The organism is Streptomyces sp. col6 (assembly GCF_008042035.1).
Lineage (GTDB): Bacteria > Actinomycetota > Actinomycetes > Streptomycetales > Streptomycetaceae > Streptomyces.
In genome coordinates, this window is sequence record NZ_RDBL01000025.1 from 30,315 (window position 1) to 49,875 (window position 19,561).

General features: G+C 73.4%; 23 protein-coding genes and 1 pseudogene. 12 read left to right on the forward strand and 12 right to left on the reverse strand.

What is annotated here, in order from left to right:
* Window position 1 precedes the first annotated feature (1 nt).
* Together EAO73_RS37240 and EAO73_RS26705 are read right to left on the reverse strand one after the other, a co-directional pair.
* A pseudogene (locus tag EAO73_RS37240) lies at window positions 2-505 on the reverse strand (ornithine decarboxylase); the annotation flags it as partial.
* 84 nt (window positions 506-589) lie between these two features.
* Window positions 590-1,477, reverse strand: a complete 888-nt coding sequence (locus EAO73_RS26705) for an SDR family oxidoreductase (protein WP_147974138.1) — start codon at window positions 1,475-1,477, stop codon at window positions 590-592.
* A 331-nt stretch (window positions 1,478-1,808) separates the two neighbouring features.
* On the opposite strand from EAO73_RS26705, the gene EAO73_RS26710 reads away from it, so the two are divergent.
* The 4 genes from EAO73_RS26710 to EAO73_RS26725 all read left to right on the forward strand — a co-directional run bounded on the left by EAO73_RS26710 (window position 1,809) and on the right by EAO73_RS26725 (window position 4,530).
* On the forward strand, window positions 1,809-1,988 hold the full coding sequence (locus tag EAO73_RS26710; RefSeq protein ID WP_147974139.1) for a hypothetical protein: 180 nt from the start codon (window positions 1,809-1,811) through the stop codon (window positions 1,986-1,988).
* A 42-nt stretch (window positions 1,989-2,030) separates the two neighbouring features.
* Window positions 2,031-3,221 (forward strand): alcohol dehydrogenase catalytic domain-containing protein, encoded by a 1,191-nt coding sequence (locus EAO73_RS26715; protein ID WP_147974140.1) that lies wholly within the window; start codon window positions 2,031-2,033, stop codon window positions 3,219-3,221.
* 69 nt (window positions 3,222-3,290) lie between these two features.
* The gene (locus EAO73_RS26720) at window positions 3,291-3,827 is read left to right on the forward strand and encodes an isochorismatase family cysteine hydrolase (RefSeq protein WP_191134235.1); all 537 of its coding nucleotides are present in this window, start codon (window positions 3,291-3,293) and stop codon (window positions 3,825-3,827) included.
* Between the two features lie 34 nt (window positions 3,828-3,861).
* Window positions 3,862-4,530 (forward strand): HAD family hydrolase, encoded by a 669-nt coding sequence (locus EAO73_RS26725; RefSeq protein WP_147974142.1) that lies wholly within the window; start codon window positions 3,862-3,864, stop codon window positions 4,528-4,530.
* Between the two features lie 12 nt (window positions 4,531-4,542).
* Here EAO73_RS26725 and EAO73_RS26730 read toward each other — a convergent pair whose 3' ends face one another.
* Window positions 4,543-4,917, reverse strand: a complete 375-nt coding sequence (locus EAO73_RS26730) for a VOC family protein (RefSeq protein ID WP_147974143.1) — start codon at window positions 4,915-4,917, stop codon at window positions 4,543-4,545.
* 126 nt (window positions 4,918-5,043) lie between these two features.
* On the opposite strand from EAO73_RS26730, the gene EAO73_RS26735 reads away from it, so the two are divergent.
* Window positions 5,044-6,009, forward strand: coding sequence for an LLM class F420-dependent oxidoreductase (locus tag EAO73_RS26735; protein WP_147974144.1), 966 nt, complete (start codon window positions 5,044-5,046; stop codon window positions 6,007-6,009).
* A 60-nt stretch (window positions 6,010-6,069) separates the two neighbouring features.
* On the opposite strand, the gene EAO73_RS26740 is transcribed toward EAO73_RS26735, so the two are convergent.
* The gene (locus EAO73_RS26740) at window positions 6,070-6,594 is read right to left on the reverse strand and encodes a DUF6328 family protein (protein ID WP_147974145.1); all 525 of its coding nucleotides are present in this window, start codon (window positions 6,592-6,594) and stop codon (window positions 6,070-6,072) included.
* An 84-nt stretch (window positions 6,595-6,678) separates the two neighbouring features.
* Window positions 6,679-7,005: a plasmid stabilization protein gene (locus EAO73_RS26745; RefSeq protein WP_147974146.1), complete on the reverse strand. Its 327-nt coding sequence runs from the start codon at window positions 7,003-7,005 to the stop codon at window positions 6,679-6,681.
* A 291-nt stretch (window positions 7,006-7,296) separates the two neighbouring features.
* Here EAO73_RS26745 and ligD point away from each other — a divergent pair, with 291 nt between their 5' ends.
* Window positions 7,297-8,181 carry a non-homologous end-joining DNA ligase gene (gene ligD, locus EAO73_RS26750; protein ID WP_412075320.1) on the forward strand — a complete coding sequence of 295 codons (885 nt, stop codon included), beginning with the start codon at window positions 7,297-7,299 and terminating at the stop codon, window positions 8,179-8,181.
* A gap of 25 nt (window positions 8,182-8,206) precedes the next feature.
* The gene (locus EAO73_RS26755) at window positions 8,207-8,815 is read left to right on the forward strand and encodes an endonuclease (protein ID WP_147974148.1); all 609 of its coding nucleotides are present in this window, start codon (window positions 8,207-8,209) and stop codon (window positions 8,813-8,815) included.
* Window positions 8,816-8,827: 12 nt separating this feature from the next.
* Here the strand turns inward: EAO73_RS26755 and EAO73_RS26760 are convergent, their stop codons facing one another.
* The gene (locus EAO73_RS26760; RefSeq protein ID WP_147974149.1) at window positions 8,828-10,222 is read right to left on the reverse strand and encodes a hypothetical protein; all 1,395 of its coding nucleotides are present in this window, start codon (window positions 10,220-10,222) and stop codon (window positions 8,828-8,830) included.
* A gap of 166 nt (window positions 10,223-10,388) precedes the next feature.
* Here EAO73_RS26760 and EAO73_RS26765 point away from each other — a divergent pair, with 166 nt between their 5' ends.
* Window positions 10,389-11,702 (forward strand): molybdopterin-dependent oxidoreductase, encoded by a 1,314-nt coding sequence (locus EAO73_RS26765; RefSeq protein WP_224756465.1) that lies wholly within the window; start codon window positions 10,389-10,391, stop codon window positions 11,700-11,702.
* 325 nt (window positions 11,703-12,027) lie between these two features.
* Here EAO73_RS26765 and EAO73_RS26775 read toward each other — a convergent pair whose 3' ends face one another.
* Genes EAO73_RS26775 through EAO73_RS26785 form a run of 3 tightly spaced genes read right to left on the reverse strand, consistent with a single transcriptional unit; the run spans window position 12,028 to window position 14,230 of the window.
* Window positions 12,028-12,864, reverse strand: a complete 837-nt coding sequence (locus EAO73_RS26775) for a class I SAM-dependent DNA methyltransferase (RefSeq protein WP_224756466.1) — start codon at window positions 12,862-12,864, stop codon at window positions 12,028-12,030.
* Entirely contained in the window at window positions 12,861-13,529 is a 669-nt protein-coding gene (locus tag EAO73_RS26780; RefSeq protein WP_147974150.1) for a DUF2064 domain-containing protein, read from the reverse strand. The genes EAO73_RS26775 and EAO73_RS26780 overlap by 4 nt, the downstream gene beginning before the upstream one ends.
* Complete coding sequence (locus EAO73_RS26785) at window positions 13,526-14,230, reverse strand: glycosyltransferase family 2 protein (protein WP_147974151.1); 705 nt, start codon at window positions 14,228-14,230, stop codon at window positions 13,526-13,528. Before EAO73_RS26785 ends, EAO73_RS26780 begins: the two co-directional genes overlap by 4 nt.
* A gap of 124 nt (window positions 14,231-14,354) precedes the next feature.
* On the opposite strand from EAO73_RS26785, the gene EAO73_RS26790 reads away from it, so the two are divergent.
* Both EAO73_RS26790 and EAO73_RS26795 read left to right on the forward strand, forming a co-directional pair.
* Window positions 14,355-15,185, forward strand: a complete 831-nt coding sequence (locus EAO73_RS26790; protein WP_147974152.1) for a response regulator transcription factor — start codon at window positions 14,355-14,357, stop codon at window positions 15,183-15,185.
* Window positions 15,182-16,288, forward strand: coding sequence for a sensor histidine kinase (locus tag EAO73_RS26795; protein ID WP_147974153.1), 1,107 nt, complete (start codon window positions 15,182-15,184; stop codon window positions 16,286-16,288). The genes EAO73_RS26790 and EAO73_RS26795 overlap by 4 nt, the downstream gene beginning before the upstream one ends.
* 3 nt (window positions 16,289-16,291) lie before the next feature.
* Here the strand turns inward: EAO73_RS26795 and EAO73_RS26800 are convergent, their stop codons facing one another.
* Window positions 16,292-17,371, reverse strand: a complete 1,080-nt coding sequence (locus EAO73_RS26800; protein WP_147974154.1) for an NAD-dependent epimerase/dehydratase family protein — start codon at window positions 17,369-17,371, stop codon at window positions 16,292-16,294.
* Between the two features lie 81 nt (window positions 17,372-17,452).
* Window positions 17,453-17,863 carry a VOC family protein gene (locus EAO73_RS26805; RefSeq protein ID WP_147974155.1) on the reverse strand — a complete coding sequence of 137 codons (411 nt, stop codon included), beginning with the start codon at window positions 17,861-17,863 and terminating at the stop codon, window positions 17,453-17,455.
* Between the two features lie 240 nt (window positions 17,864-18,103).
* Between EAO73_RS26805 and EAO73_RS26810 the strand changes: the two genes are divergently transcribed.
* The gene (locus EAO73_RS26810; RefSeq protein ID WP_147974156.1) at window positions 18,104-18,964 is read left to right on the forward strand and encodes a DUF4157 domain-containing protein; all 861 of its coding nucleotides are present in this window, start codon (window positions 18,104-18,106) and stop codon (window positions 18,962-18,964) included.
* A gap of 49 nt (window positions 18,965-19,013) precedes the next feature.
* Here EAO73_RS26810 and EAO73_RS26815 read toward each other — a convergent pair whose 3' ends face one another.
* Entirely contained in the window at window positions 19,014-19,310 is a 297-nt protein-coding gene (locus tag EAO73_RS26815; RefSeq protein WP_412075326.1) for a hypothetical protein, read from the reverse strand.
* A 1-nt stretch (window position 19,311) separates the two neighbouring features.
* Between EAO73_RS26815 and EAO73_RS36760 the strand changes: the two genes are divergently transcribed.
* Window positions 19,312-19,561 (forward strand): hypothetical protein (locus EAO73_RS36760; protein WP_224756467.1); only part of this gene is annotated, 250 nt, incomplete at its 3' end.

A 19,561-nucleotide genomic window follows, 5' to 3' on the forward strand; every position in this document is an offset into this window, starting at 1 on the left:
CTCAGCCGTCCGCGCAGACCCGTACGGTGCGCAGCCGCGGGTCCGCGGGGTCGGGCAGGTTCATTCCCGCGTCGAGACCGGTCAGGAGGTAGCGCAGCACCGGTTGCGTGAGCCGTTCGCCGGGCAGCACCACGGGGATGCCCGGGGGATAGGGCGTGATCATCTCGGCGGCGACGCGGCCGACGGCCTCCTCCGCCGGGACGTCCTCGGTCCCGTGGAAGTAGGCGTCGCGCGGCAGCCTCGCCTGTTCCATCCTCAGCTCCGCCGGCGCGGGGACCGCCACCCCGGGCCCCCGGGGCAGTGAGGGCGCCTGCCGGGCGAGGTCGCGCAGCGCCGTCGTGAGCCGCTTCGTCGTCTCGGCGTCGTCGGCGTGGGTGAGCTGGGCGCTGATGCGCCGGTGGTCCATCAGATGCGTGTCCAGGTGGTGGTGTTCGCGCAGCCAGTCCGCCGCCCGGTAGCCGGATACCCCGAGGTCCGCGAGGTCGATGACGACCGGCAGCGGATCGAGTGCTTCCTCGTGATTCTTCGGCATACCTGCCGCCTTCCCGTGGTCCGCTCCACCAATCCGCCCACCGAACGCCCCACAGGGCTACGGAAGCGGGGTGCCGCCGGTCGCGTTCACGATTTCCCCGGTGATGAAACTCGCGTTGTCGGACGCCAGGAACACATACGCCGGGGCCATCTCGGCGGGCTGCGCGGGCCGCCCGAGCGGGCTCTGCTTCCCGAACTCCTTCGTGTCGGGCAGCGTCGCCGGGATCAGCGGCGTCCACACCGGCCCCGGGGCCACGGCGTTGACGCGGATTCCGTCGGAGGCCAGCATCTGCGCGAGGCCGTGGGTGAAGGTGACGATCGCGCCCTTGGTCATGGCGTAGTCCAGCAGGTGCGGACTCGGCTTGTACGCCTGCACCGACGTGGTGTTGATGATCGACCCGCCTGCCGGGATGTGCGGCAGGGCCATCTTGCACAGCCAGAACATCCCGTACAGGTTCGTCCGCATCACCCGGTCGAACTGCTCCGTGGAGATCGCGGCGATCCCGTCGGGCTGGGCCATCTGGTACGCGGCGTTGTTGACGAGGACGTCGATGCGCCCGAACTCCTGCACCGCGCTGCCGATCAGGGCCCGGCACTGCTTCTCGTCCCGGATGTCGCACGCCTCCGTCAGCGCCTGCCGGCCCGCCCCCTCGACCAGCCGGGCCGTCTCCCGCGCCTCGTCCTCCTCGGCTTCGAGGTGCGTGATCAGCACATCGGCGCCCTCGCGGGCGAAGGCCAGTGCGACGGCCCGGCCGATCCCGGAGTCGCCCCCGGTGATGACGGCCTTGAGGTCCGTGAGGAGCCCGTGGCCCCGGTAGGAGTCCTCGCCGTGGTCGGGCGGCGGGTCCATGGGCCCGGTCCAGCCGGGGTGCTCCTGACTCTGCTGCGGGAAGTCCGGCCGCGGGAAGCGGCCGGTGGGGTCCTGGCCGGGTGCGGACTCAGTCATGACGGGATGTCCTTCGCTGCCGGGGGCCCGTCGGCGGCCCCGCCGTCGATCCTGGGCGCACCGGGACCGGTGCGCGACTCGGAATCCGCTGGGCGGCGCTGCGGCTGTGGTCCCAACCGGCAGCGCCTGCTCCCGCGTACGCCGGGAGCCTGGCCAGGCGGGTACCCGTAGCGCCGGGGGACATGCGGGACGGGCCGTGATGTCTTGTCGCGCGGCGGCCACCCCAGATCGAATCGTACATTCCGGTTGAGGTCGCGTTCCGTGGGAACCCGTCGCTCGGAACCGCTGTGCGGGCACGCCCGCGGAACGACCCGGGAGGAACCGAGGAGACATGGGACGGCATGCCGAGATCGCCCGCGCCCTGGCCATGAGGGCGAAGGGAGCAAAGCTCAAGTCGGACGGCGCCGCGCTGGGCGACGAGCACCTGAAGGCGGAGGGGCGCCGGCGCGAGACCGCCGGACGGATCGCCCAGGCGGAGGCGAGGGCGGCGCAGCGCACGGACCGCCACTGACCCGGCGGCGCAGCCGTCACACAGACAGTGAGGAGAACACCCATGCGTGCACTCACCTGGCAGGGAAAGCGCGACGTCCGCGTGGAGACCGTGCCGGATCCGGTCATCCAGGACCCGACCGACATCGTCATCCGGGTCACCTCGACGGGCATCTGCGGATCGGACCTCCACCTGTACGAGGTACTGGGCCCGTTCCTCGACGCCGGCGACATCCTGGGCCACGAGGCGATGGGCGTTGTCGAGGTGACCGGCCCCGAGGTGACCGCGGTGTCACGCGGAGACCGGGTCGTCGTCCCGTTCAACGTCTCCTGCGGCACCTGTTTCATGTGCGCCAAGGGCCTCCACTCCCAGTGCGAGACCACCCAGGTGAAGGAGTACGGCACCGGGGCCTCGCTCTACGGCTACACCAAGCTCTACGGGCAGGTGCCCGGCGGACAGGCCGAGCTGATGAGGGTCCCCTTCGGCAACACCCTGCCCATCAAGGTCCCGGACGGCCCGGCGGACGACCGCTTCGTCTATCTGTCGGACGTGCTGCCCACCGCCTGGCAGGCCGTCGAGTACGCCGCGATCCCGCCCGGCGGCAGCGTCACCGTCCTCGGCCTCGGGCCGATCGGAGACATGGCGGCCCGGATCGCCCTGCACCGCGGCGCCGGCCTGGTCATCGGAGTGGACTTGGTCCCCGAACGCCTCGCCCGCTCGGCCGCGCGCGGCGTCCAGACCCTCGACCTGGGCCACTACGGCAAGGACCTTCCGGCCGCGATCCGGGACCTCACCGGCGGCCGGGGCACCGACGCGGTCATCGACGCCGTCGGCATGGAGGCCCACACGACCGGCGCACCGATCGGAAAGGCGGGCCAGTGGGCTACCGGCCTGCTGCCGGACGCGGCGGCCCGCAAACTCATGGAACGCGCGGGCATCGACCGTCTCGGCGCCCTCCTGACCGCCATCGACGTGGTGCGACGGGGCGGCACCATCTCCATCTCCGGCGTCTACGGCGGCGCCGCCGACCCACTGCCCCTGCTCACCCTGTTCGACAAGCAGATCCAGCTCCGGATGGGCCAGGCGAACGTCAAGCACTGGGTGCCCGACATCCTGCCGCTGCTCGTCGACGACGACCCGCTGGGCGTGGACGGCTTCGCCACGCACCGCCTGTCCCTGGAGGACGCCCCGAAGGCGTACGAGACCTTCCAGCGGAAGGCCGACGGCATGGTCAAGACGCTGCTGCGGCCCTGATGGGCGCCGTCCGGGCTCGCGGACGACGACGGCTCGCCGCGCCGTCCGCGCGATGCCACCATGGCAACCATGTCCCGCAAGGCGCTGATCGTCATCGACATGATCAACCCGTACGATCACGCGGACGCGGACCGGCTGCTTCCCTCCGCCGAACGGGCCGTACCCGTCATCGCTCGCATGCTGAGGGCGGCCCGGGACAGCGGCTGCCTCGTGATCTACGCCAACGACAACTTCGGCGACTGGCGCTCGCACCACGGCGAGATCGTCGAGGCGGCCCTGGCGGGCGCCCGCCCCGACCTGGTCGAACCGCTGCGCCCCGATGACAACTCACTCTTCGTCGTCAAGGCCAGGCACTCGGTCTTCTACGAGACGCCCCTGCCGTACCTGCTCCACCAGCTGGGCGTCGGCCATCTCGTCCTGACCGGCCAGGTGACCGAGCAGTGCATCCTCTACTCCGCGCTCGACGCGCACATCCGCCACATGGACCTGACCATCCCCCGCGACGGAGTGGCCCACATCCATGAGGATCTGGCCGACGCCGCCCTGCGGATGACGGAACGCAACATGGGCGCCTTGGTGTGCGCCGCCGAAGAGATCGACCTGTGACACCGGCGGGCCACGCCGGCACGAAAGGACCCCCATGACCCGCGCCGCACTGTTCGACGTGGACGGCACCCTCGTCGACACCAACTACCTGCACGTCACCGCGTGGTGGCAGGCGTTCCACCAGGCCGGGCACACGGTGGCGACGCCCGCGATCCACCGCGCCATCGGCCTCGGCTCCGACGACCTGATCGACCACCTGCTGGGGCCCGGCCGCGACCGGGACCAGGACGCGGGGATCAGCGCCGCGCACTCCGCCCTGTACGCCACGTACTTCGAGCGCCTGCCCCCGCTGGACGGGGCGGCGGACCTGCTGCGCGCCCTGGCGGGCCGGGGCTGGACGATCGTCCTGGCCACCTCCGCGTCCGGGCCGGAGCTGGAGGCCCTGCGGGGCGCGCTGGACGCGGACGACGTCATCTCGGGGACGGCGAGTTCGGACGACGTGGACGAGGGGAAGCCCGCCCCGGACCCGATCCGGCACGCGAGGGAGATCGCCGGCGCCACCAGCGAGGAGACCGTGTACATCGGGGACTCCGTCTGGGACATGAAGGCGGCGACCAGGGCATCGGTCCCCGCCGTGGGCCTCCTGTCGGGCGGCATCCCCCGCGCGGACCTGGAGGCGGCCGGCGCCGTCGAGATCCACGACTCCCCGGCCGCCCTCCTGGCCCACCTGGACACGGGCGTCATCGCCCGTATGAGCCCGTAGGGCCGTGTGCCCCTAGCCGCCGTAGCAGAGGCAGAACGGGTGCCCGGCCGGGTCCGCGAACACGCGGAAGTCGCGCTTGCCGCCGTCGTCATCGAGGTCGAGCGGGGTGGCCCCCAGAGCGAGCACCTCGCGCTGGGCCGCCTCCATGTCCCGCACCTTGAAGTCGAGGTGCTCCTGCTGGGAGTTCCGGTCGTCACGCGGCCACTCCGGCGGCTGATCCCCGGGGGCCAGCTGGAAGGCGAGGCGGGCCCCGCCGGGGACCAGGAGCTCGTACCAGCGGTCGCTGTCGTGCGTCACCTCCCCGCCCAGCACCCCCTGGTAGAAGGCGGCGAGTGCCGCGGGATCAGGGCAGTCGATGGCAACCAGGCAGTAGGTCGCGACGGGCATGGTCGTTCCTCGCTCTCGGGGTACGCGGATGTGCGGCGTCATCCAGCGGGTTCCGCGCACGGCACGGTGGAAACATGATCCGGGAGCCGCACGTTTCGACCGCCAGGGATCGGTAACCCATCCCATATGGTGCAATTCGGATACACGATGATGACCGAGCAGTCGGCACCGCGGGCCCTCGTCGAGGACGTGGTGGCGGCCGAGCAGGCCGGCTTCGACTTCTCCGTGACCTCCGACCACTACTTCCCCTGGCTGGAGTCCCAGGGGCACGCCCCGTACGCCTGGAGCGTGCTGGGCGCCGCCGCGCAGGCCACGACCCGCATCCCGCTGATGACGTACGTGACCTGCCCGACCACCCGCTACCACCCGGCCGTCGTCGCGCAGAAGGCGGCGACGCTGCAACTGCTCTCGGAAGGACGATTCCGGCTCGGTCTCGGATCCGGCGAGAGCCTGAACGAGCACGTGGTGGGCGGGGGCTGGCCGGACGCCCGGGTGCGGCTGGAGAAGCTCGAAGAGGCGGTGGAGATCATCAAGGCGCTCCTGGCCGGCGGCTACGTCACCCACCACGGCACGCACTTCGACGTGGACAACGCGAAGCTGTGGGACGTGCCCGATGTGGCCGTTCCCCTCGGCGTCGCCGTCTCGGGCGACCGGTCCTGCGAGATCGCCGGCCGGCTGGCGGATCTGGTGATCGCCACCGAGCCCAAGGAGGAGCTGCTGACCGGCTTCGAACGGCACGGCGGCGGCGGAAAGCCGAGCGTCGGCCAGCTGCCCGTCTGCTACGACAGCGACCGCGACGCGGCCGTGAAGCGGGCCCACGACCAGTTCCGCTGGTCGGTCGGCGGCTGGAAGGTCAACTCGGAGCTGCCCGGCCCGTCCGCCTTCGACCAGGCCACCCAGTACGTCCGCCCCGACGACATCGCCGAGGCGGTGCCCTGCGGCGACGACGTCGGCCAGTTCGTCGAAGCGGTGCGTCCGTTCGTCGACGCCGGGTTCACCGAGGTCGCCCTCGTACAGATCGGCGGCGGCCACCAGAGGCCGTTCATCGACTGGGCGCAGGAGAAGCTCCTGCCCGCGCTGCGCGCCATGTGACGCCCGTACGCGGAGGTGTGCCTCCGGCCCGCGGGCCGGAGGCACACCTCCGCGGGAGGTCTACTCCCCGCCGCCGGAGCCGTCGCGTCCGTTGGAGCGGGCCACCGCCAAGGCGGGGAACACGAACCAGCAGATGAAGGACCAGAGGGCCATCCCGCCCACCAGCCACAGGGCGAGCGTGTTGTGCAGCGCCACGCGCATGATCAGCAGCAGCGCCGAACACATCGTGCAGAACAGCAGTACGAGCCCGAGCAGGGTGAGCCGTGACGCCCACACCACCGTCTCCGGCTTCATATTGCGTCCGGTCAGCAGCCGGTGATGGCAAACCGGGCCGATCAGCGCCGCCGCCGTGGCCGAGCCCAGAAGCACGGTCACGACGTAGATCCCCTTGTCCGAGTCCGCCAGCGTGGCGAAGCGCGGCTGGAAGACCACCGCGAGCAGGAAGCCGAAGAGGATCTGCACCCCCGTCTGGGCCACCCGTAGTTCCTGGAGAAGTTCCGTCCAACGGCGGTCCGCTCTCTCCTTGGTCGTCTCGTGCCGCCCCTTGTGAGCTTCCTGGTTCTCGTCCACGTGTCCGTCGTCCATGTGCGGTGTCCCTCCCTCGTGCCGAAGCCTTTGTGTGCCGGCCCTACGGCCCGCACACAAAGGCTTCGGCCACGCCCCGTTCGTTCAGCGGCTGACGGCCTTCAGGAGCTGCTCCTTGTTCATCGTGGAGCGGCCCTCGATGTTCTTCTTCTTCGCCTCTTCGTACAGCTGGTCCTTCGTGCGGCCCTGCGCGCCCTTGTGCGAGCGCTCGCCGCCCCGCTGGGAGGACGACTTGGGGTCGCGCGTGGACGTCCTGCTCGCCGTCCTCGACTCGCCGGAGCGTGCGCGCTCCTTGTTCACGGTGCGCGCGGCGATCTCCTTGGCACGCTTCTCGGACGTGCCGCGCTTCTCCGCGCTCTCCTTCACGTGCTCGTACTGACGCTCGCGCTTGGGGCTCGATCCTGCCGGCATGACGTTGTCCTCCTCGTGCTCGTCCTCGGCCCTCGGGCCCGGTCCGGGGTCACCACCCGGGTTGCCGGGAGGCCCCGTCCGAAACATGGCACCGCCCCGGCGGGCACGCCCACCGGGTCGTGCGGACGGGTGACACCACGCACCGCCCACCAGTGGTCCGGCCGATTGCGGGTACCGGGTTTCCTGCGGGGCAGGGACAGCCGGCTTGGACCACGACGAGGAGGAACGTATGAACGCGGTACGGGAGACCCCGGCGGAGCGCGCCCCACGGCAGCGGGGCCGGTGAGGCAGGTGGCCGCTCGGAAGATCCCGGAGATCAGCCGCCCGGACAAGGTCCTCTTCCCGGACGACGGCATCACGAAGGCGGACCTCGCCGGCTACTACCGCACGGTGGCCCGCCGGATGCTGCCCCACCTGAGGGAGCGGCCCCTCATGCTCCAGCGCTTCCCCGACGGGACCGGCGGCCACGGCTTCATGCAGAAGGACGTGCCCGACTACTTCCCGGACTGGGTCCACCGCGTCGAACTCCCCAAGGAGGGCGGCACCGTCGCCTATCCGGTCGCCGACGACACCGCGACCCTCGTGTACCTCGCCGGGCAGGCCTGCATCACCCCACACCGCTTCCTCTCCCGGGCCGACCGGCCCCATCACCCGGACCGGCTGGTCTTCGACCTCGACCCGCCCGGCGACGACTTCGCCCCGGTCCGCGAGGCGGCTCTCGGCCTGCACGGGCTCCTGGAGGAGCTGGAACTGCCCTCCCTCGTCATGACCACGGGATCGCGCGGCCTGCACGTCGTGGTGGCGCTGGACCGCCGGGACGACTTCGACGACGTACGGGCGTTCGCCCGCGCGGTCGCCGACGCGCTCGTCGCCCGCCAACCCGACCGGTTCACCACCGAGGCCCGGAAAAAGACCCGGGGAGACCGCCTCTACCTCGACGTCCAGCGCAACGCTTACGCCCAGACCGCCGTCGCGCCCTACGCGGTCCGGGCGCGGCCCGGAGCGCCCGTCGCCGCGCCGCTGGCCTGGGAGGACGTCGACGACCCGGCGCTCGACGCCCGCCGCTGGACCCTGCGCGACGCCGACGCCCTCCTGGACCGGGACCCCTGGCACGACCCTCCACGGCCCCGCTCCCTCGGCAGGGCCCGCACGCTGCTCGGCGCGCTGACCGCGTAGAGCCGGACCACGACGGAGAACCACCATGTCCAGAGCAACGACCGTGCGGAACCTGCTGGACGAGCACGGACAGACGTACGCCGAGGAAGCCGGCATCCACCTTCGCGACACACCCATGCCGCTCTACCAGCTGCTGACCCTGTGCGTGCTCTTCTCGGTCCGCATCAAGGCCGGCATCGCGGTGGCCGCCGCCCGGGAACTCTTCGGAGCCGGGATGCGCACCCCCCGCGCCATGGCCGACGCGTCCTGGCAGGACCGGGTCGACGCGCTGGGCCGCGCCCACTACCGCCGCTACGACGAGAGCACGGCCACCGCGCTCGGCGAGGGCGCGCGGCTCGCACTCGACCGGTACCACGGGGACCTGCGGCGGCTGCGCGAGGAGGCCGGCGGGGATCCGGAGAAGCTGCGCGACCTGCTGAAGGAGTTCCCCCGGATCGGGCCCGTCGGCGCCGACATCTTCAGCCGCGAGGCCCAGGGCGTATGGCCCGAACTGCGCCCCGCGTTCGACACGCGGGCCCAGGACGCCGCCGATGGGCTCGGGCTGCCGCACTCCCCGCAGAAGCTGGCCGCCCTCGTGGGCGACGAGGACCTGCCCCGGCTGGCGGCGGCGCTGGTCCGGGTCGGGCTCCACTGACCGCCCCCGCCGTCACCAGCCCGTCCAGAGCAGGTGGTTGACGGCCAGCGCCACGACCGCCTGGGCGGCCTGCCAGCCCCGCCGGCCCCGGTCGGGCAGGAGGGCCGCCGCGGGCAGCAGCCAGAGCATGAACGGCTGCCAGATACGCTCGGTCTCGGCCTTGCTCATCCCCGACACATCGGCGGCGAGCAGCAGGAGCAACGCCACCAGCACCAGCGGGACGAGACGGTCCTGCCCCCTCGCGTCCCCGGTCCGCAGCCCCCGGACAGCCCCCGGCGCACCCGCGAAGGTGCGGCGGAGTCCGGCGACCGTCGCCGGGCCCACGGCGATCACGGTGCAGGCGAGGTTCGCCCACACCCAGTACCCGTAGGGCCGGAAACCGCCCGCGCCCTGGTGGTAGCGCTCGACGAGCACGTGGTACGCCTCCCACCAGTTGAAGCCCGCAGCGGTGAAGACGGCCGGGACCACCAGGGCGCCGAGCAGCACGAACGGCAGCGGCCGTGCGGTGCGGGCGAGCACGAGGACGGCCAGGAGCAGGAGCGCGATGAGCGCCAGCCCGTAACTCAGGTAGCAGACCAGGCCGTAGAGGAGCCCCGCCCCGAGCGCGGCGGCGGCCGGCGCGCGTACCGTACGTGTCGCCGCCAGCGCCAGCAGGGCCACGGACCAGGCGGCCACCGCCGCGAAGTAGCCGTCCGCCGAGGTGCCGGCCCAGACGGCGACCGGTGCCAGGACGAGGTACGTCGCGGCCCGGCGGGCGATGTCCTCGCCCGCCAGGGCCCGGACCGTGACCAGCACGGCCACCAGCGCCGAGGCGCCGGTCAGGATGCACCAGACGCCGGCCCAGGCGCCGCCGCCCAGCCCGGCCCGGTCCAGGAGCACGAAGGTGAGGGTGGCGCCCGGGGGATGACCCGCGACATGGGCCGGCCAGTTGCCCGGCGGGCCGATCAGGATGTGCTCGTCAAACGTGCGCAGCGCGGCCCCGATGTCGTCGAAGCGCCCGATGACCCGCAGGTACTCGTGCTTGGTGGTGAGGCGTTCGGCGATGCCCCGTCCCCAGCCGTCGATCAGCGCGAGGGAGAAGACCCAGGCGAGCGAGGCGGCGTAGGTGGACAGGAGCAGGGGCCTCCAGCGCAGCCGCCGGGCGAGGAGGGGCCCGTACGCGATCACCGCGACGGCGACGACCGGAGCCGCCACCGTGCCGGGGCCCGTGTGCGGGTACCAGGACGCCAGCAGCGGCGGCCAGTGCACGTACAGCGTCCGCGCGTAGTCGTCGATGGCCCGTCCGCCCAGGGCGGCGGCGATCACGAGCACGACGCCCGCGCCCGCCGCCACCAGATCCCAGCAGTGCCCGGAGCTTTCGGCGGTGGCCGGTCCGGTACGGGGCGCGGTGCGGTCCTCGGTCTTCACGCAGGCACCGTACGCACCGGTGCGCCGTGACGGCGGCTACCCGCCGGGCGCGTCACACAACCGTCAGATTCCGGGCCGCGACCATACGTTCTCCGGGGTGACGTCATCGTTTCGTCAGGAGTCGCAGCCGCCGGACCCGCAGGCCCCGGGCATAGCGTCGGGCCTCATGGGCGACAGCCGTCGGAACGCTCCGACACCCTCCGCATCCTCCTCCACCCGGGTCTCCTCCGGCCGTGCCGACCGCCTCCTCGAAAGGCTGCCCTCGGCGCCCGGCTTCTGGCGCAGCCCCGTGCGCGGGGTGCCGTTCACCGCCGTGCTCGGCCTCGTCCTGCTCGCCGGGATCACGCTGCTCTTCGTGACGGGCCTGCTGTCGTACGCCGCGTACAACCCGGACCTGAATCCCGTCAACGACAAGACACCGGACAAGGGGCTGCTCGGGTTCTATCTGTTCGACTGGCCCACCTCGCCGCACTGGCTGTACCGCCTGACGCAGGGACTCCACGTCACCGTGGGCATCGTGCTCGTTCCCGTGCTGCTGGCCAAGCTGTGGTCGGTGGTGCCGAGGCTCTTCGCCCTTCCGCCGGCCCGCTCCCTCGCCCACGCCCTGGAACGCGTCTCGCTGCTCCTGCTGGTGGGCGGGGCACTCTTCGAGTTCGTCACAGGGCTGCTCAACATCCAGCTGGAGTACCTGTTCCCCGGCTCCTTCTACCCGTTGCACTTCTACGGGGCGTGGGTGTTCTTCGCCGCGTTCCTCGCCCACGCCGGGCTGCGTACGCCGCAGGCGGTACGGGTGCTGCGGTCGGGCGGGCTCGACGGCCCGGTCCGCGACGACCCGCTGGAGTCACCTTCGCCCGCGCCGCCCACCCTGTCCCGGCGCGGCGCCCTCGCCGTGGTCGGCGCGGGCTCATCCGTCCTGCTCGTCACCTCGGTGGGCCGGAGCTTCGACGGGCCGCTGCGCCGCCTCGCGGCGCTCACCCCGCGCGGCGCCGCCGAACCGGGGCCGGGGCCCAACGGCTTCCAGATCAACAAGACCTCCGCCGCCGTCGGGATCACCACCGCGGAGACCGGGGACGGCTGGTGGCTCACCGTCAGCGGCCCGGCCGGCGACCTGCGGTTCAGCCGGGCCCAGCTGCTGGCCATGGAGCAGCACAGCGCGGCCCTGCCCATCGCGTGCGTGGAGGGCTGGTCCACCTCGGACCAGTGGTGGCGAGGCGTACGGCTGAGCGATCTGGCGGCCCTTGCCGGGTATCCGGACCGGCCGCCCGGGGTGCTGGTGGAGTCCCTCCAGCGCAGCGGCCCCTTCCGCCGGGCGGCGCTGCGGGACAACCAGGTGCGCGACCCGCGTTCGCTGCTGGCGCTGCGGGTCAACGGTGAGGACCTGTCACCCGATCACGGCTATCCGGCCCGCGTCATCGTCCCTGCCGCACCCGGAGTGCTCAACACCAAGTGGGTGTCCCGGCTGACCTTTGGAGAGCTGTGAATCTCTCTGTGAACGCCTTCCTGCGCCGCCGCTACGGGGCGGGGTCCCTGCACCTCGTACTTCTGGCCGCGTCCTTCGCCGTCGCCGGGTACGCGGGCGTGCGCCTGCTGGCGGGCGACTGGCTCGGGGTGGTCCTGTGGTTCGTGGGCGCGGCCCTCGTGCACGACCTGGTACTGGTACCCGTCTACGCGTCCGCGGACCTGCTGCTGCGCCGCTGTCTCGGACGGCGGCGGCCGGCATCCGTCAACTACGTACGGGTGCCGGCCTTCCTGTCCGCGCTGCTGCTGCTCGTATGGTTCCCGCTGATCACCCGGCGGGCCGAGCGCTACGAATCGGCGAGCGGGCTTTCCCCGGACGTGTTCCTCGGGAACTGGCTGCTGATCACGGCCGCGCTCTTCGTGCTCTCGGGGCTCTGGTGCGTCGTCCGGATGCTCCGGGCGCGACGCAGCGAGACGAAGGTGCGGCCGTCCGCCTCCCACTGATCGACCGCGCGCAGCCCGTGGGGGCGGGCGTAGCCCAGCAGGGCCGGCGAACCGAGCCTCGCCCAGGGGAAGAGGCCCGCCGACGCCGGCCCGGCCGGGGCGCTGCCGTCGTCCAGCCGTACCTGGACCCGCTCGTCGACGGCGTGCGGCACCGTCTCCGCGATGAGCAGTCCGCCCGGAGCGAGCAGGTCCGCCGCCCGGCCCAGCAGCCGGTCCGGGTCCCCGCCGATGCCGAGGTTGCCGTCCGCAAGCAGCACGGTGCCCCAGCGCCCCTCGCCGGGCAGGGGGTCGAACACGGACCGGCGCAGGGCGTGGCCGCCGAGCCGGACGGTCCGGGCGACCGCCGCCGCGCTGACATCGATGCCGAGGGCGCGGTGGCCTCGCGCCGCCAGCGCGGTGACCAGCCGGCCCGGCCCGCAGCCGACGTCCAGGACCGGCCCTTCGCAGCGCCGCAGCGCCGACAGATCCGCCGTGTCCGCCCCGGCGCACCAGCGCTCGACGTCCAGCGGCAGCAGCCAGCCGTCCGTGCGGCGCAGGAAGAGCGGTCCGTGCCCGTTGCGCAGGGCGTTGGTGTACGGGTCGGTGCCCCACGCGTCGCCGTCCGGACGCCCGGCGTCCAGCACCTCCGGGTCCCGGCCCCGCGCGTCCAGCACGCCCCGCTCCCGGCCCGTGCGGCTCATCGGGCGGCCGTCCGGGTCAGCCGGGACCACTCGGCGGCGAACCGGCCGTCCGGAGCGAGGGCGGCGACCTCCGCCGCATCGGCCGCCGTGTCCACATCCCGCAGTGCGGGCAGGTCCCGCACGGTCAGCCCGGCGTCGACCAGCCGGCGCCGTTGCACCGCCCCCGTCTCGGGAACGGACATCGGCACACCGCGCAGCAGCGCCGGATCGGGCTCCGCGAGGCCCAGCGCCCAGAAGCCGCCGTCCTCGGCGGGACCGAACCAGGCGTCGCACCCGTCCCAGCCATCGGGGCCCAGCGCCGGGGCCAGACGGGCTGCCGTGATCTGGGGGGTGTCCATGCCGATCAGCAGCGTCGGCCCGGTACAGGCGCCGAACGCCGCGGCGAGCCGGTCGTCGAGCCCTCCCGCGCCCTGTTCCACGACCTCGATGCCCGGCGGCAGCCACGGTCCGGGCGCCCCGGCCAGGACGACGACGCGCCGCGCCGCCGGCACGGTCAGGAGGGTGTGCAGGGTGTCGGCCAGCGCCGCCTCGGCGAGCCGGGCGGCCTCGGCGGGGGAGAAGGGCGGGGTGAGACGCGTCTTGACCCGGCCGGGCAGCGGCTCCTTGGCGATGACCAGGACGGTCGTCGCGCCGGCCGGGGCGGCGACGGGCGTGGCCGCGCTCATCGGGGCACCCGCGCGGGGACCGGCGGCTCGCCGAGGACGGCGCGCATGTCGCGCACCGCGTGCCAGGTCCCCCGCCAGGTACCGGTGACCTTCGACTTCCCGGTGCGCGCGAGGTACGGGACGTCGGTCTCGGCCACCCGCAGTCCCGCGTCCGCCGCCCGCACCACCATCTGCAACGGATAGCCGCTGCGCCGGTCGGTGAGGCCGAGCGCCAGCAGATCCGTGCGGCGCCCGGCGCGCAGGGGACCGAGATCGCGCAGCCGGAGCCCGGTGCGCCGGTGCAGCATCCGGGAGAGCGCCGCGTTCCCGGCCCGTGCGTGCAGCGGCCAGGCGCCGCGCCCCTCGGGCCGTCGCCGGCCGAGCAGCAGATCGCACTCGCCGTCCGCGATCCGGCGGACGAAGCCGGGCAGCAGCGCGGGGTCCAGCGAGCCGTCGCAGTCGCAGAAGCAGACGAAGTCCGCCTCACTGGCGAGCAGCCCGGCCTGACAGGCGGCGCCGAAGCCGCGCTGCGGCTCGCGCACCACGGTCGCGCCGAGCGAACGGGCCACATCGGCCGAACCGTCGGTCGAACCGTTGTCGACCACGATCGCCCGCCAGCCCCTGGGCACACGGGCCAGCACGCCGGGCAGCGCGGCTGCCTCGTCGAGACACGGCAGGACGAGATCGGCTCGGGGTCCTGAGTCATCGGAAGGAAGGATCACCCGGCTCACCCTACGGAGTCGAAACGGGCATTCCGGGCATCGGGTTCTTACGAAACGTGGACGTCGCCGGACGGCGGCCCCTTCGGGTTTCCGGGTGTCCCGCCCCGGGTGCCAGGGTGGTCCCATGCAGACCACCCCGCCCACACCGCCTCCCGCTCCCGCCGGCGGGGCACCCACGACACGGACGGCCCCGCAGGACGCCTCCGGACCGCACCCCGCCGCCCCGGCCCGCGGCCACATCCTGGTCGTCGACGACGACCCGACCGTCGCCGAGGTCGTCACTGGCTACCTCACCGGCGCCGGCTACGACGTGGCCCGCGCGGCGGACGGACCGGCCGCGCTCGCCCTGTACGCCGCCCGCCGGCCGGACCTGGCGGTCCTGGACCTGATGCTGCCCGGCATGGACGGCTTCGAGGTCTGCCGCCGCATGCGGGCACACGGCCCGGTCCCGGTCATCATGCTCACCGCGCGCGGCGACGAGGACGACCGCATCCTCGGCCTCGAAACGGGCGCGGACGACTACGTGACCAAGCCGTTCAGCCCGCGCGAACTCGTCCTGCGCGTCGACTCCGTCCTGCGCCGGGCCAGGGCGGCCGCCGCCCCGGCCGGGCATCCCGCGCCGCTGGAAGGGGCGGGACTGGTCCTCGACCTCGCGGCCCGGAGCGCGACCTGCCGTGGCCGGCGGCTGGGCCTCACCCTCCGGGAGTTCGATCTGCTCGCCTTCCTTCTGCGCCACCCGGGCCGCGCCTTCGGCCGGGAGGAACTGATGCGGGAGGTCTGGGGCTGGGACTTCGGCGATCTGTCGACCGTCACCGTGCATGTGCGCCGTCTGCGGGGCAAGGTCGAGGCCGACCCGGCCCGCCCGGAACTGATCCGTACGGTCTGGGGCGTCGGCTACCGTCTCGACCTTCCCACCGGCGACACCGCCGACGCGGACGCGGGAAGCCCGTCATGACCGACCTGCTCCTCATCGCCCTCCTCGCCTTTCTCGGCGCCGCTGCCGCCGGCCTGCTCGGGGCGCTCGCGCTGCGGCTCACCCGGCACCGCTCCCTCGTCGTGTCGCTGAGCATCGTGGCCGCCGTCGCCGTCGCTGCGATGCTCGCCGGAACCCTGGCCGTCGCCTGGGCGATGTTCCTGTCACGCCACGACCTGACCGTGGTGACGACCGTCGTCGCCATGGCCGCCGTCGTCTCGCTCGTCACCGCCATGCTGCTCGGCCGCTGGGTCGCCGCCCGGAGCCGCGAACTGACCCTGGCGGCCCGTTCGTTCGGCGACGGCGGCACCTTCGCGCCGCCCGAGGCCCCGGCCACCGCCGAACTCGCCGCCCTCACCCGTGAACTCGCCGCCACCAGCGCCAAACTGGACACATCGCGCGAGCGGGAACGCGCCCTGGAGACCTCGCGGCGCGAACTCGTCGCCTGGATCTCGCACGACCTGCGCACCCCGCTGGCGGGGCTCCGCGCCATGTCCGAGGCGCTGGAGGACGGCATGGCCGCCGACTCGTCGCGCTATCTCCGCCAGATCCGCACCGAGGTGGAGCGGATGAACGACATGGTCGGCGACCTCTTCGAACTGTCCCGCATCCACGCCGGCTCGCTCGCCCTGACCCCCACCCGGGTCTCCGCCCACGACCTGGTGGGCGACGCCCTGGCCGGCGCGGACCCCCTCGCGCGCGAGCACGGGGTCCGGCTCGTCGGCGGCCGCATCGAAGAGGTGCCCGTGGAGGTGGACGGCAAGGAGATGAGCCGGGTCCTGGGCAACCTCCTGATCAACGCGATCCGCCGGACGCCCGCCGACGGCACGGTCGCCGTCGCGGCCCACCGCGCGCCGGACGGAGTGGTCCTCTCGGTGACCGACGGCTGCGGCGGCATCCCGGAGGAGGACCTGCCGAGGGTCTTCGACACGGGCTGGCGGGGCAGCCACGCCCGTACGCCGCCGGCGGGCGCGGGTCTGGGGCTCGCCATCGTGCGGGGCATCGTCGAGGCGCACGCCGGCCGCGCCGAGGTCCGCAACGTCGCCGGGGGCTGCTGCTTCGAGGTGACGCTGCCGCTGGGGTGAGCCTCAGGCGGGCAGCGCCGCACCGGCCTCCCGCAGCGGTGCCGTCGCGAATGCGGCCAGGCCCTCGGCGAACGCCACCTCCGGCCGCCAGCCCAGTTCCTCCCGCAGCCGCCGCGAGTCCGCCGTGACATGGCGTACGTCCCCGAGCCGGAACTCTCCGGTCACCGCCGGCGCCGGACCGCCGTGGGCCGCCGCCAGCGCCCCGGCCATCTCGCCGATCGTGTGCGGCTCGCCGCTGCCGGTGTTGTACGCCGCGAAGCCGCCCGGGGCGCGCGAGCCCACGGCCTCCAGCGCCACCGTGTTCGCGGCGGCCACGTCCCGTACATGGATGAAGTCGCGTCGCTGGCCGCCGTCCTCGAAGACACGCGGCGCCTCGCCCCGGGCCAGCGCCGACCGGAAGAACGACGCGACACCCGCGTACGGAGTGTCGCGGGGCATCCCGGGCCCGTAGACGTTGTGGTAGCGCAGCGAGACCGCGCTCCCGCCCGTCGCCCGCGCCCAGGAGGCGGCGAGGTGTTCCTGCGCCAGCTTCGTCGCCGCGTAGACGTTGCGCGGGTCCGTCGGCGCGTCCTCCGCGACGAGGCCCGGTGCGAGCGCGGCCCCGCAGTCCGGGCAGCGGGGCTCGAAGCGTCCCGCCACCAGGTCGGCCCGGTCCCGGGGCCCCGGACGGACGGTGCCGTGGCGCGGACACGCGTACCTGCCCTCCCCGTACACGACCATCGACCCGGCCAGCACCAGGTTCCGTACCCCGGCCCCGGCCATCGCGGCGAGCAGGACGGCCGTGCCCAGGTCGTTGCAGCCCACGTACTCCGGGGCGTCCGCGAAGTCCTTGCCCAGGCCGACCATCGCCGCCTGGTGACACACCGCGTCCACCCCGTGCAGCGCGCGGTCCACGGCGGCGCGGTCCCGTACGTCCCCGACGAGCATCCGCCCCTCCGCGTCATCGGCCGGCCGGTGCACGGCGTGACCGTGCGCCGAGGGCAGCAGCGCGTCGAGCACCACCGTCTCGTGCCCCGCGGAGGTGAGACTCCGGACGATCTCCGACCCGATGAAACCGGCTCCGCCGGTGACAAGTACACGCATGGAGGCCACGCTAGGCCGCGCGCGGCCCCGTCACGCGCTTTGGCCGCGGCACGTCACGGGACCGTAAGCCTTCGGCTCGCTCTAGCGAAGTTCCTGGATCCGGACCAGGTTGCCCGCCGGGTCCCGGAACGCGCAGTCGCGGATGCCGTACGGCTGCTCGGTCGGCTCCTGGACCACCTCCGCGTCACCGGCCTGTACCTTCTCGAAGGTGGCGTCCAGGTCGCGGGTGGCCAGCAGGATCCAGCCGTAGGTGCCCTTGGCCATCATCTCCGTGATGGTGCGGCGTTCGTCGTCGGTGATCCCCGGGTCCGCGGCCGGCGGGGCCAGCAGGATCGAGGTGCTGGGCTGGTCCTTCGGGCCGACGGTGATCCAGCGCATCTTGCCCTGGCCGACGTCGTTGCGGACCTCGAAGCCGAGTGTGTCGCGGTAGAACGCGAGGGACTCCTCCGGGTCGTCGTGCGGGAGGAAGCTGGTGTGAATGGTGATGTCCATGAAGATCATGCTAGGTAGCGCCCCCCGCCCTCGCTTCTCGAATCCTGACCGGTTGGCGCCGGCGGCGGCAAAGACCGTCCGTACCCGCCCGCTGCCCGAAGAGGCACCGCGCGGTGCCCCGGGCCGGACGGGGCCGGGCTGGACGGGGCAGCCAAGCGTCCACCAGGGTGGGGAGCCGGCAGGAGCGGGCGGTCCGCCGCGACCGTGCGGCGCGGGCCTGCCCCGGTGCGGTCAGGGGAGATGACGGTGAACGCACAGGACCACGACCACGACCACCAGCACGAGCATCACACGCCACCCCTGGAGACCGGGGACGCGTACGAGCGGCTGTCCGGCGGCCGTCTGCACTCCGAGACGGCCGAGACGCCCGCCGGCTCCGACACCCGCGACGCCCACCACCTCTTCCGGGCCGCCGCCACCGGACGGGCCGACGTGGTGGGCACCGCCGGCATGGGCGTCCTCCAGCGCACGGTCGGCAACGCGGCGCTCGGCCCGGTGATCCAGCGCGCCCGTGCCGCGGCCCCGGAGCAGGCCGAGGAGACCGAGCCGCGCTCACCGGTGCACGACGTCATCGCGTCCGGCGGCGGCACCCCCCTGGACATCGAGACCCGGACGGACCTGGAGAGCCGGATGGGCGCGGACTTCTCCGACGTACGCATCCACAACGACTCGGCCGCCCACGAATCGGCGAAGGGCGTCGGCGCGCACGCCTACACCGTGGGCAACAACGTCGTCTTCCAGCGCGACGCCTACGACCCGTCGTCGCCGCAGGGCCGCACGACGCTGGCGCACGAGCTGACCCATGTCATCCAGCAGCGCAACGGGCCCGTCGAGGGGACCGACGCGCCCGGCGGCATCCGCGTCAGCGACCCCTCGGACCGGTTCGAACGCGAGGCGGTCGCCAACGCCGACCGGGTCCTCTCCGAGCCCGCGCCCACGGCTCCCGCGGCCCCGGCTGCCGCCGCGCCCTCGGCCGCGCCCGCCGTGCAGCGTGCGGCCACGGAGGACGAGGACGAGCAACCGGCCGACGTACAGGGCTCGTTCGTCCAGCGCGCCGAGGAGAAGAGCCCGGAGGAGGAAGAGGAAGCCCCGCCGGCCTGACGTGCGACGGGCGGGGCCTCGATGCTGCGCAGCGGTGACTGACGGCTCGTCAGCCGCCTTCGGTGTTACGCATCGTGCCGCCCAGGAACATCGACTCCGCACACCGCGAAGGCGTCTGCGCACCCACCGGCTTGCCCACCTTGCGGCAGTCGATGGTCATGGTGACCTTGCCGCCCGCCGGGACCACGATCGGCGTCACGAAGTGGTAGTCGGAGTCCCGGAAGTTCTCCAGACCCAGGCTCAGCACCCGGGTCTCCCTGCCCGCGGAGACGACCAGCGTTCCGGCGTCGCCCTGCGGGTTCTGGACGACGATGTCGGTGAGCTGGAACGCCTTGCCGGCCGGCACCGTGAGCGCCGTCCCGGTGTTCGTCCCGCCGCCCAGCGAGTCCTGCACCCTGACCTGCGCGCTGGTCGGCGTGGCCGCCCCCGCGTCGCCCGCCGCCGACGGGCTCGGMCTCCTCGGCCTGCTCCGGGGCCGCGGCACGGGCGCGCTGGATCACCGGGCCGAGCGCCGCGTTGCCGACCGTGCGCTGGAGGACGCCCATGCCGGCGGTGCCCACCACGTCGGCCCGTCCGGTGGCGGCGGCCCGGAAGAGG

Bases quoted from the DNA above. Each gene is read 5' to 3' on its own strand.
- EAO73_RS26740 (WP_147974145.1), bottom strand. From the start codon at position 6,594: ATGGACGACGGACACGTGGACGAGAACCAGGAAGCTCACAAGGGGCGG.
- EAO73_RS26805 (WP_147974155.1), bottom strand. From the start codon at position 17,863: ATGGACATCACCATTCACACCAGCTTCCTCCCGCACGACGACCCGGAG.
- EAO73_RS26800 (WP_147974154.1), bottom strand. From the start codon at position 17,371: ATGCGTGTACTTGTCACCGGCGGAGCCGGTTTCATCGGGTCGGAGATC.
- EAO73_RS26810 (WP_147974156.1), top strand. From the start codon at position 18,104: ATGACGGTGAACGCACAGGACCACGACCACGACCACCAGCACGAGCAT.
- EAO73_RS26735 (WP_147974144.1), top strand. From the start codon at position 5,044: ATGGTGCAATTCGGATACACGATGATGACCGAGCAGTCGGCACCGCGG.
- EAO73_RS26775 (WP_224756466.1), bottom strand. From the start codon at position 12,864: ATGAGCCGCACGGGCCGGGAGCGGGGCGTGCTGGACGCGCGGGGCCGG.
- EAO73_RS26720 (WP_191134235.1), top strand. From the start codon at position 3,291: ATGTCCCGCAAGGCGCTGATCGTCATCGACATGATCAACCCGTACGAT.
- EAO73_RS26745 (WP_147974146.1), bottom strand. From the start codon at position 7,005: ATGCCGGCAGGATCGAGCCCCAAGCGCGAGCGTCAGTACGAGCACGTG.
- EAO73_RS26715 (WP_147974140.1), top strand. From the start codon at position 2,031: ATGCGTGCACTCACCTGGCAGGGAAAGCGCGACGTCCGCGTGGAGACC.
- EAO73_RS26730 (WP_147974143.1), bottom strand. From the start codon at position 4,917: ATGCCCGTCGCGACCTACTGCCTGGTTGCCATCGACTGCCCTGATCCC.
- EAO73_RS26725 (WP_147974142.1), top strand. From the start codon at position 3,862: ATGACCCGCGCCGCACTGTTCGACGTGGACGGCACCCTCGTCGACACC.
- EAO73_RS26755 (WP_147974148.1), top strand. From the start codon at position 8,207: ATGTCCAGAGCAACGACCGTGCGGAACCTGCTGGACGAGCACGGACAG.
- EAO73_RS26710 (WP_147974139.1), top strand. From the start codon at position 1,809: ATGGGACGGCATGCCGAGATCGCCCGCGCCCTGGCCATGAGGGCGAAG.
- EAO73_RS26790 (WP_147974152.1), top strand. From the start codon at position 14,355: ATGCAGACCACCCCGCCCACACCGCCTCCCGCTCCCGCCGGCGGGGCA.
- EAO73_RS26705 (WP_147974138.1), bottom strand. From the start codon at position 1,477: ATGACTGAGTCCGCACCCGGCCAGGACCCCACCGGCCGCTTCCCGCGG.
- EAO73_RS26765 (WP_224756465.1), top strand. From the start codon at position 10,389: ATGGGCGACAGCCGTCGGAACGCTCCGACACCCTCCGCATCCTCCTCC.
- EAO73_RS26795 (WP_147974153.1), top strand. From the start codon at position 15,182: ATGACCGACCTGCTCCTCATCGCCCTCCTCGCCTTTCTCGGCGCCGCT.
- EAO73_RS26780 (WP_147974150.1), bottom strand. From the start codon at position 13,529: ATGAGCGCGGCCACGCCCGTCGCCGCCCCGGCCGGCGCGACGACCGTC.